We start from the raw sequence: 9,467 nt of genomic DNA on the forward strand, positions 1-9,467 counted from the left end.
CATTCCGTGGATCGTCAGAGGGCGCGCGGGTCACCGCGCGCCGTGGGATTCGGGAGGTCACGGCGGGCCTCATCGGGTGGTGAAGGGGTGGCCGGTGGTGGTGGCCGTGGCGATCCGGTTGTTGGGGTTGGTGTTCTGCCCGGTGACCAGGACGGCGCCGTACCGGTCGAGGCTGACCCGGCCGCCGTACTCCTCGATCTCGTCGGTGTCCGGGTAGACGTCCACCTTGGTCGGGACGTACCGGGCGGCGAACCCCAGGCGCATCTCGTCGGTCAGGCCCTTGTGCGGCAGCGAGGCGTGCATGAGCGTCGACCAGAACAGGATGGCCTCGCCCGGCCTCATCACCATGGAGACGGCCTGCGACTCGTCGGGCTTCCAGTCGGGGTCGATCTGCAGGTCGCGGTAGTCGTAGCCGAAGAAGCCGCGCCGGACGCCGTCCTTGTCCTCCTGGTTGATCTTGTTGGGGTCGTAGTGCATGCGCTTGGTCTCGTCGTAGAACATCGTCTCGTGGGTGCCGGGGATGAACTGCAGGCACCCGGTGTCCTCGTTCGCCTCGGTGAAGGCGGTCCAGACGGTGATCGTGCCGCCGAACTCCTCCGCCTGCGGCCAGACGATCTGCGGCTTGCCGGAGGCGTTGGCGAAGGTGTCGGCCTGGTGCCAGTCGGTGCCCTCGTCCCCGGGGTACTTGGGGAAGAACTCGGTGCGCCAGCAGAGCACGTCCGGGCCGAGCACGCTGACCACGCGGTCCACGATCTGCGGCCGGCTGATGTGGTCGGCCAGGAAGGGCGAGTCCAGGTGCCGGTCGTAGTTGGAGATGTTGGTGTTGCCCGAGGCGGCGTCGTCGCGGTAGACGGCGTTGCTGCGGTCCATGAGACGCATGCGCTCGCGCCGCCAGTTCTGGCGCATCTCGTCGATCTCGTAGACCTTGAACGGGCCGAAGTAGCCCTGGGTGTGGAAGCTCTTCAGCTCCTCGGGGGTCATCGAGTACTCGCCCCGGACGGTGGTCTCGTGCATGGTCTATCCCCTCACGGTCAGTCGTTCCTCGACGCAGGAGGCCAGGGCGGCGACCGACGCCTCCTCCTCCAGCTCGCGTCCCGTCAGCTCCAGCCCGAAGCGCTCGTTCACCTGGGCGATGATGCGGGTCATCGCCAGCGAGGTCGCGCCCAGGTCGAACAGGTCCACCCGGGGTGGCACCTCGTCGCGTTCGAGCACGTCCTCGGCGATGCGCTGCACGACCTTGGCGGCCGACGATGCCTGCGCGGACCTGGCCAGAGCGGCGCGGTCCGCCTTTCCCTGCGGCGTCATGGGGATCTCCGACACGATGTGGTAGGTGGACGGGCGGGCGTGCGCCGGCAACCGGCTCGCGGCCCGCTCGGTGAGCTGGTCGATCAGGTCCGGCCCCGGATCGCCGTCCAGCACGACGAAGGCCAGCAGCCGGACGTCGCCCTCGCCGTAGTCGCGGTGGGCCACCACCGCGTGGGCGACCCCCGGATGGCCGAGCAGGCACAGCTCGATCTCCCTGGGCTCCAGGCGGAACCCGCGGACCTTGATCTGGTCGTCGGACCGCCCGAGGTAGGCGTACTCGCCGCCGGGCAGGCGGGTGACGACGTCGCCGGAGTCGTAGCGGCGGCCGCCGTCCGGCGCGACCCTGAACCGCTCGGCGGTCAGCTCGGGCCGGTCCAGGTAGCCGCGGGCGAGCCCGGGGCCCGAGACGTGCAGGTTCCCTGTGGTCGCCGGGCGTCCGTGCTCGTCGAGCACATCGAGGCGCAGGTCCGGGATGGGCACGCCGATCGGGCTCAGCTCCGGGTGGTCGAGGTCGGCCGCGCGGACGCGGCGGTAGGTCACGTGGACGGTGGTCTCGGTGATGCCGTACATGTTGACGAGCTGCGGGCGCTCGTCGCCGTAGCGGTCGATCCACGGGGCCAGCAGCTCGACGTCCAGCCGCTCGCCGCCGAAGACGATCCGGCGCAGCCGGTACGGCGACGGCTCCTCCTGCCGGGCGTCGGCCGCCACCAGGTGCCGGAACGCGGAGGGCGTCTGGTTCAGCACGGTGACGCCCTCCGCCACCAGCAGCCGGCGCAGCGACTCTGGCGACCTGGCCACCTCGGCCGGGACGATCACCAGCCGGCCGCCGTACAGCAGCGCGCCCCAGAGCTCCCACACCGAGAAGTCGAAGCTGACGGAGTGGAAGAGCGTCCAGACGTCGTCGTCGCCGAAGCCGAACCACTGCTCGGTCCGCTCCAGCAGGCGCACGACGTTGCGGTGCTCGACCAGCACCCCTTTGGGCGCGCCGGTCGAGCCCGAGGTGTAGATGACGTAGGCCAGGTCCTCGTCGCGGGCCGTGGCCGCGGGGCGTCCCTCGGGCGGCTCGGCGTCGGCGAGCACGACCTCGCCGGGCAGGACGCCGCCGAGCCGGCCGGCCACCCCGGACGTCGTGACGACCGTGCGGACCCCGCTGTCCTCCAGCAGGTACGCGATCCGCCCCGCCGGGTAGCCGGGGTCGATCGGCACGTACGCGCCGCCCGCCTTGAGTATCGCGAGCAGCCCGGCCACCAGGTCGATGCCGCGGTCGGCGCACAGCCCCACCAGCACGCCGGGGCCGGTCCCCGCGGCCTGCAGCAGGCAGGCCAGCCGGTCGGCGCGGGCGTCCAGGTCTCCGTAGGTGATCTCCTCGGCGCCGCAGGTCACGGCGATCCGGTCGGGGGCCTTCGCGGCGCGCTCGGCGAAGATCTCGTGCAGGCAGCGGCCGATCATGTCGCGTACATCCCCCAGTGGTGCGGGGTGAGGCCGGTGTCGTGCATGCTCCCCGGTACGAACATCCTGGCCCAGGTGCCGCCGCCGCGCTCGGGCGCGATGCGCTGCTGGAAGTACAGGTCCCGCACCTTCTCGTCCTTCACGTGCAGCGCCAGGACCTTGTAGTAGGTGCTCAGCGACTTCATGTGGATCAGCCAGTGGATGCGGTCGGCCGCGCCGAAGGCCTCCTCGTAGACGAAGACGGTGGCCTCGCCGGGCAGGTTCTCGTTGATGGACTCGGCGGCCTCGCGGGCGAACGTGCGCCCCTCGGACCGGAAGTCGTAGTCGAGCTGCGCGGTCCGGTGCAGCAGCAGGCCGCAGTTGCCCGAGTGGACGAGCTGCTCGTAGGGCTGCGGCACCTGCTCACGGGCGCCGGGCAGCCCGGTGATCTCGCCCTGCTGCAGGTAGACCGTGGACTGCTTCTCGCGCTCGCCGTCGACCGCGGTCCCGTACATGCCCCAGAACTGGGGCAGCAGCACGGTCTCGGTCATGCTGCCGTCGACGAAGATCTCGTCCCAGCCGCTGTCGGCGGTGTTGTCGCGGTACTCGTCGTCGGAGGTGCCCATGTGCACCATCTGCTCGTAGGCGTGCAGCGAGCTGAGGTGGATCAGCCAGTGCAGCCGGTCCTTGGTCCCGAACGTCTCCTCGTACAGGAAGACGCTGGCGACGCCCACCTGCTTGGCGGTCACCATCTCGGCCATCATGCGGGCGAACTTGCGCCCCTTGGCGTGGGAGCCGTTCCTGACCTGCGCGGTCCGCTCGACGATCACGCCGGCCGTGGCCGAGTTGATCAGATCCGCCGCGGGCACCGAGGTCTGCTGCTCGGCCGGCGGGATGACGGGATTCGGGTTGGTCATCGTTCCACTCCGTCTGTCGGCTTGTTCGTCACGCTAATGAGGGCCCGCCGTGCTGCCTGCTCAATAGTGAGCAGGGGCTTCACAGCGGGATGTTGGTGTGGTCGCCGCGCAGCGGCACGGCCTTGAGCAGGGCCTCGGCGAGCCGCCGCCGGGTGCCGGCCGGCTCGATCACCTCGTCCACGACGCCGATCTCCACGGCCTTGCCGACGCCGCCGGCCTCGCGTTCGTGCTCGGCGACGAGCCGGCGGCGCAGCTCCTCGCGCCCGTCCCGCGGGCCGTCGCGCAGCTTCCTGCGGTGCAGGATGTCCACGGCGGCCTCGGCGCCCATGACGGCCACCTCGGCGGTGGGCCAGGCGTAGACCGCGGAGGCGCCCAGGGCGCGGGAGTTCATGGCGACGTACGCGCCGCCATAGGACTTGCGCAGCACGAGCGTCACCCGGGGCACGACGGCCTCGGCGAAGGCGTGCAGCAGCTTGGCGCCGCGCCGGACCACACCGTCCCACTCCTGCCGGACGCCGGGCAGGTAGCCGGGCACGTCCACGAGCACGACGAGCGGCACGCCCAGCGAGTCGCACATGCGGACGAACCGCGCGGCCTTCTCGGCCGCCGCCGCGTCGAGGCAGCCCCCCTTGCGCAGCGGGTTGTTGGCGATGACGCCGACGGTCCTGCCGGTCAGCCGGCCGAGCGTGGTGACGAGGTTGGGCGCCCACTTCGGATGCAGCTCCTCGCCGGGGCCGTCGAGCAGCCGGGCGACGATCGGGTGCACGTCGTAGGCGCGCCTGGCGCGTTCGGGGAGCAGGCCGCCGAGCTCGGGGTCGTCGCGGGCCTCCCAGGGGCGCAGCTCGCCCTGGCCGCCGAGCAGGGTGGTGACCCGGCGGGCGGCGGCGACGGCGCCCTCGTCGTCCGGGGTGGTGAGGTGGGCCAGGCCGCTGCGCCTGCTGTGCGGGTCGGGGCCGCCGAGCCGTTCCATGTCGACGTCCTCGCCGGTGACCTTGCGGACGACGTCCGGGCCGGTGACGAAGACGCGCCCGCTCTCGCTCATGATCACCACGTCGGTGAGGGCCGGGCCGTAGGCCGCGCCGCCGGCGGCCGGGCCGAGCACGACGGAGATCTGCGGGACGGCGCCGGAGGCCCGGACCATCGCGGCGAACACCTGGCCGACGCCGTCGAGCGCGGTGACGCCCTCGCCCAGCCGGGCGCCGCCGGAGTGCCAGAGGCCGACGACGGGCGCCCGCTCCCGGACGCCGAGGTCGATGGCCCGGACGATGCGGGCGCAGCCCTCGGCGCCCATCGCGCCGCCCATCCGGCCGGGGTCGGTGGCGTAGGCGACGGCCGGTCCGCCGCCGATGCAGCCGCGGGCGGCGAGCACGCCGCAGCCGTCGTCGCCGTCGTCGTCGCCGGGCAGCGGCCGGACGGTCCCTGGGTCGAAGAGCGCGCGGACCCGGTCCCGCGGGTCGCGGTTCATCCCCAGGTCACCGGGAGGGCGTGCACGCCGTACACGAACATGTCGGAGCGGAAGGGCACCGCCTCCAGCGGCACCGCGAGGCGCAGCCCCGGGAGCCGGGCGAACAGCGTGGACCAGGCGATCTCCAACTGGGCGCGGGCCAGGAGCTGGCCCATGCACTGGTGGATGCCGAAGCCGAAGGACAGGTGCTCCTGCCGGTCGGCGAGGTCGCCGAAGCGGCCGAAGTCCAGCCGGTCGGGGTCGGCCCACACCTCCTCGTCGCGGTTGGCCGCGGCCAGCACGACGACCACGCCCTCGCCCTTCCTGATCAGCCTGCCGCCGACCTCGACGTCGGCGGTGGCCGCGCGGCGGGCGCCGTAGTCGATGACGGTCTGGTGGCGGATGATCTCCTCGATGGCGGCGGGCAGCGCCTCGGGACGTTCGCGCAGCTCGGCCAGGCGTTCGGGGTTCTCCAGCAGCGCCACGGTGCCCACGCCGATCTGGTTGGCGATGGTCTCGTAGCCGGCCACCATCAGCAGCGTGGCGATGCCGACGACCTCCTCCCGGCTGACCTTGGCCGCCTCGCGGTGGGCGCCCAGGCGGCTGAGCAGGTCGTCGGCGGGCCGCTGCTCGCGCTCGGCGACCAGCCGCTCCAGGTAGTGGCGCAGGTCCTCGCGGACCTTCATGCGCTGCTCGGGCTCCACGTTGCGGTCGCCGATGACCTTGGTGGTCTCGTGGAAGTAGTCGCGGTCCTCGTACGGCACCCCGAGCAGTTCGGTGATGACCTGGGAGGGCAGCGGCAGGGCCAGCGTCTGGACCAGGTCGGCCGGCGGGCCCTGGGCGGCCATCTCGTCGACGAGCGCCTCGGTGATGCGCCGGATGGCCGGGCGCAGCGCCTCGACCCGCCTGCGGTTGAACTCCGGCAGCAGCAGGCGGCGCAGCCGCGAGTGGTCGGGGGGGTCCATCCTGATGAAGGTGCCCGGCCCCGGAGGCTGCGAGGTGAGCCGGGCCGGGAAACCGGGGGTGGCGAAGTCGGAGCTGAACCGGGCGTCGCCGAGCACGGCGCGGGCGTCCTCGTACCGCGTCACCAGCCAGACCTCGCTCCCGTCGAAGTCCAGCCGGACGCGCGTGATGGGCCGCCCCGCCTGCAGGTCCCGGTATTCGGACGGCGGATCCAGCGGGCACGTCCTGGGGATGGGGTAGGAGTCCATGCCAGCAGCCTCGCCCGCGCGCCCGCCCGCGTCTGCTCAACTGTGAGCAGGCCCGTGCGTGCAGGCCGGTACGGGCGGACATGGCGATGGCGGGGCCGCGCACGGCCCCGCCACCCGGTGCTCCGGGGTCACGCCCTGGCGGCACGCCCCTGGTTGGGCGCGGCCTTCTGGTCGGCCTTGCCCGCCTTCGAGCGGCCCATCGACATGTCGCGCAGCGGGACCTCCTTCAGGAAGAGGCTGGCCACCAGGCCGATGCCGACCGCGATCGCGCAGGCCAGGAACAGGTCGCCCAGCGCGTCGGCGAGCACCGCCGGCGCGACGCCCTCGCCACCCTGACCGGCGACGCCGAGCCGGGACGACATGATCGAGCCGAGGATCGCCAGCGAGACCGGCCCGGCGATCATCCGCCAGAACTGGATCTGGCTGGTGCCGACGCCCACCTGCTCCATCGGGATCGCGCTCTGCGTGACGGCCGTGGCCATCGGGAACGCGATGCCGATGCCGACGCCGATGAGCACCATGGCGACGATCGGCAGGCCCTGCCCGCTGTCCGGCCCGACGGCCGACAGGATCAGCAGCCCGGCGACGATGGCGGCCATGGCGAACACGCCGAGCAGCCGGTAGCGCGGCATGGCCGTCATCGCCTTGCCGGCGATCGGGGCCATGAGCATCAGGCCGAGCATCATCGGGATCAGCAGCGTGCCGGAGTGGGTCGCGCTCACGCCGAGCACGCCCTGGTAGAGCAGCGGCACGTAGAAGGCCGTGCCCATCATGGCGAACGCGGAGAAGAAGGCCACCACGGCCATGACGGACACCTGGTTGCTCCGGAACAGCGCGAACGGCACCAGCGGGTTCTTGGCCACCCGCGTCTCGACGAAGTAGAACGCCACCAGCAGCACGGCGCCGCCGATCAGCAGGGCCAGCACCTCGGGCGAGGTCCAGGCGTGCCGGTCGCCGGTGAGCGTGAGCCCGATCAGGATCGGGACGAGCCCGGCCACGAGCGTGACGACGCCGGCGAAGTCGATGTCGCGCCAGCTCGCGCCGCTGCGCACGAACGGGACGCCGATCAGCACGGCGGCGATCGCGAGCAGCCCGATGGGCACGTTGACGTAGAAGACCCAGCGCCAGCTCCAATTGTCGGTGATGAACCCGCCGAGCGGCGGCCCGATCACCATGCTGAGGCCGGAGAAGCCGAAGAAGACGCCCTGCATCTGGGTGCGGCGCTCCGGCGTGTAGACGTCGGCGAGCAGCGTGAAGACGTTGGCCATCAGCACGCCGCCGAACAGCCCCGCCAGCCCTCGCGCGCCGACGAGCTGGGGCATCGTCTGGGCCGCGCCGCACAACCACGACGCCACCAGGAAACCCGCCAGGCCGACGAGCAGCACCGGTTTGCGGCCGAACATGTCGCCGAGCTTCCCGGCGATCGGCACGACGACGGCGGCCGCGACGGCGTAGGAGACCCCCACCCACGCGTACAGCGACAGGCCGTGCAGGTCGGCGGCGATCCGGGGCATCGCCGCCCCCACCACCGAGACGTCGATCGACGCCAGCGCCAGGGCCAGGAGTGCGCCGATGGTGGCGAACAGCTGGCCGCGCGTACTCGAACCGGTTTGGTTCATGTCATCGCCTCCCTTGTTCTTGGCAGCCGTCCCACTTCTTCGCGGACCCATGCCGACTCCAGCCCACACGAAAGCGCCCCTCAGGTCTGCTCAACACTGAGCATCCGGGGAGCGCCCGGCTTCCTACCATCGGCCGCATGACGACGAACCCGGCAGAACTGGTCAGCGCCCGTCGGGGCGATCATGTGGCACTCGTCGTGGACGGCGAGCGCGAGCTGCGGGTGGCCGACTGGACCGCCCGGTCGGAGGAGCTGGCCGCCCGGCTGGCCCCGGTCAGGACGGCGCTGCGGCACGACGACTGGATCGGGCACGCGGTCGCCGCCGTGGCCGTGCACCTGGCCGGCGGCACCGTGCTCGGGCTGCCGCCCGCGCTGCCGGAGGAGGAGGTCCGCGCCCGGCTGGCCGAGTGCGGGGTGGGCCAGGTGCTGCCCGGCCCGTTGGGCGACGCGGCGGGCGCCCGGGACGACGACGTCGCCGAGATCCTCTACACCTCGGGCACGACCGGCCGTCCCAAGGCCGTGGCGGTCCCCGTCGCGAACCTCACCTACGGCCACGAGGGCCGCGGGAAGCTGTTCACCGGCGTGGACGGGGTGCTGGCCGCCGTCCCGCTGGGCACGAACGCCGGGCACAGCGCGCTGATGACGGCGATGACCGCCCCGGCGACCACGCACGTGCTGACCGACCTCGGGCCGGAGAACGTGGCCCGCATGCTGGAGAAGCTGCGGGTGCCGATGGCGATCGTCCCGCCGTCCACCGCGACCCGGATGGTGGCGCACGGCTGGCACGAGCGGTACGACCTGTCCGGCCTGCGGGCGCTCATGCTGGGCTCGGCGCCGGTGCCGATGGCCACGGTGGCCCGGATCATGCGGGCGCTGCCGGGCGTGCGGATCGTCATCGGCTACGGCTCGACGGAGTCGGCCCCCGCCTTCGTGCACCGCCCGGTGGAGACGCCGCCCACGCCGGACGACGAGGGGCTGCTGGGCCGCCCGAGCGCGGGCACCGAGGTGCGGGTCACCGACGCGGGCGAGATCTGCCTGCGCTCGGCCGCCCCCCGCCGCTACTACCTGACCGACGCCGCCGCCGACGAGCGCACCTTCCGCGACGGCTGGACCCACATGGGCGACCTGGGCGAACTGGACGGGAAGGGCCGGCTGCGCTTCTTCGACCGGGCCGCCGACGTCATCACCGCCGGCGGGCGCCGGATCTCCTCGCTGCGGGTCGAGCACGCCCTGCACTGGCATCCCGAGGTGGTCGAGGCCGCCGCATTCCAGGGGCCGCAGGGCGTCACGGCGGCCGTCGTGCTGCGCTCGCCCGTGCCCGAGGACGAGCTGCGCGCCTTCGCCGCCGACCGGCTGGACCCGGCCGAGCGGCCGGCGCGGTACGTGGTCGCGAAGTCGCTGCCGCGCGGGCCGATCGGCAAGACGCTCAAGCGGGTGCTGGCGGGCTAACCGCAATGCCGGGAAGTTAAGACGGCTGGCGGTCGAGTCAAGGTGTTCGGCCGAACCTGGGACATGAGAACGGAGATCCAGTAGAACGGGTGATC

At 72.5% G+C, this 9,467-nt stretch carries 7 protein-coding genes; 1 reads left to right on the forward strand and 6 read right to left on the reverse strand.

Translation table 11 applies throughout. From position 1 onward, the window contains the following. Positions 1–69: 69 nt before the first annotated feature. The 6 genes from ACIBK9_RS50655 to ACIBK9_RS50680 all read right to left on the reverse strand — a co-directional run bounded on the left by ACIBK9_RS50655 (position 70) and on the right by ACIBK9_RS50680 (position 7,924). Entirely contained in the window at positions 70–1,014 is a 945-nt protein-coding gene (locus ACIBK9_RS50655; protein ID WP_397166523.1) for a chlorinating enzyme, read from the reverse strand. Between the two features lie 3 nt (positions 1,015–1,017). Then, positions 1,018–2,754: an amino acid adenylation domain-containing protein gene (locus tag ACIBK9_RS50660; RefSeq protein WP_397166524.1), complete on the reverse strand. Its 1,737-nt coding sequence runs from the start codon at positions 2,752–2,754 to the stop codon at positions 1,018–1,020. Next, complete coding sequence (locus ACIBK9_RS50665) at positions 2,751–3,650, reverse strand: DUF6039 family protein (RefSeq protein WP_364412058.1); 900 nt, start codon at positions 3,648–3,650, stop codon at positions 2,751–2,753. Before ACIBK9_RS50665 ends, ACIBK9_RS50660 begins: the two co-directional genes overlap by 4 nt. Positions 3,651–3,729: 79 nt before the next feature. Next, positions 3,730–5,115: an acyl-CoA carboxylase subunit beta gene (locus ACIBK9_RS50670; protein ID WP_397166525.1), complete on the reverse strand. Its 1,386-nt coding sequence runs from the start codon at positions 5,113–5,115 to the stop codon at positions 3,730–3,732. Further along, entirely contained in the window at positions 5,112–6,305 is a 1,194-nt protein-coding gene (locus ACIBK9_RS50675) for a cytochrome P450 (protein WP_397166527.1), read from the reverse strand. Before ACIBK9_RS50675 ends, ACIBK9_RS50670 begins: the two co-directional genes overlap by 4 nt. Positions 6,306–6,433: 128 nt before the next feature. Continuing rightward, positions 6,434–7,924: an MFS transporter gene (locus tag ACIBK9_RS50680; RefSeq protein WP_358298235.1), complete on the reverse strand. Its 1,491-nt coding sequence runs from the start codon at positions 7,922–7,924 to the stop codon at positions 6,434–6,436. Between the two features lie 137 nt (positions 7,925–8,061). Between ACIBK9_RS50680 and ACIBK9_RS50685 the strand changes: the two genes are divergently transcribed. Continuing rightward, on the forward strand, positions 8,062–9,372 hold the full coding sequence (locus ACIBK9_RS50685) for a class I adenylate-forming enzyme family protein (protein WP_397166528.1): 1,311 nt from the start codon (positions 8,062–8,064) through the stop codon (positions 9,370–9,372). Positions 9,373–9,467 lie beyond the last annotated feature (95 nt).

This window comes from Nonomuraea sp. NPDC050227 (assembly GCF_044459705.1).
Taxonomy (GTDB): Bacteria; Actinomycetota; Actinomycetes; order Streptosporangiales; family Streptosporangiaceae; genus Nonomuraea.

Coding starts and splice junctions, on each gene's coding strand:
- ACIBK9_RS50685 (WP_397166528.1), top strand. CDS start 8,062: ATGACGACGAACCCGGCAGAACTGGTCAGCGCCCGTCGGGGCGATCAT.
- ACIBK9_RS50670 (WP_397166525.1), bottom strand. CDS start 5,115: ATGAACCGCGACCCGCGGGACCGGGTCCGCGCGCTCTTCGACCCAGGG.
- ACIBK9_RS50675 (WP_397166527.1), bottom strand. CDS start 6,305: ATGGACTCCTACCCCATCCCCAGGACGTGCCCGCTGGATCCGCCGTCC.
- ACIBK9_RS50680 (WP_358298235.1), bottom strand. CDS start 7,924: ATGAACCAAACCGGTTCGAGTACGCGCGGCCAGCTGTTCGCCACCATC.
- ACIBK9_RS50665 (WP_364412058.1), bottom strand. CDS start 3,650: ATGACCAACCCGAATCCCGTCATCCCGCCGGCCGAGCAGCAGACCTCG.
- ACIBK9_RS50655 (WP_397166523.1), bottom strand. CDS start 1,014: ATGCACGAGACCACCGTCCGGGGCGAGTACTCGATGACCCCCGAGGAG.
- ACIBK9_RS50660 (WP_397166524.1), bottom strand. CDS start 2,754: ATGATCGGCCGCTGCCTGCACGAGATCTTCGCCGAGCGCGCCGCGAAG.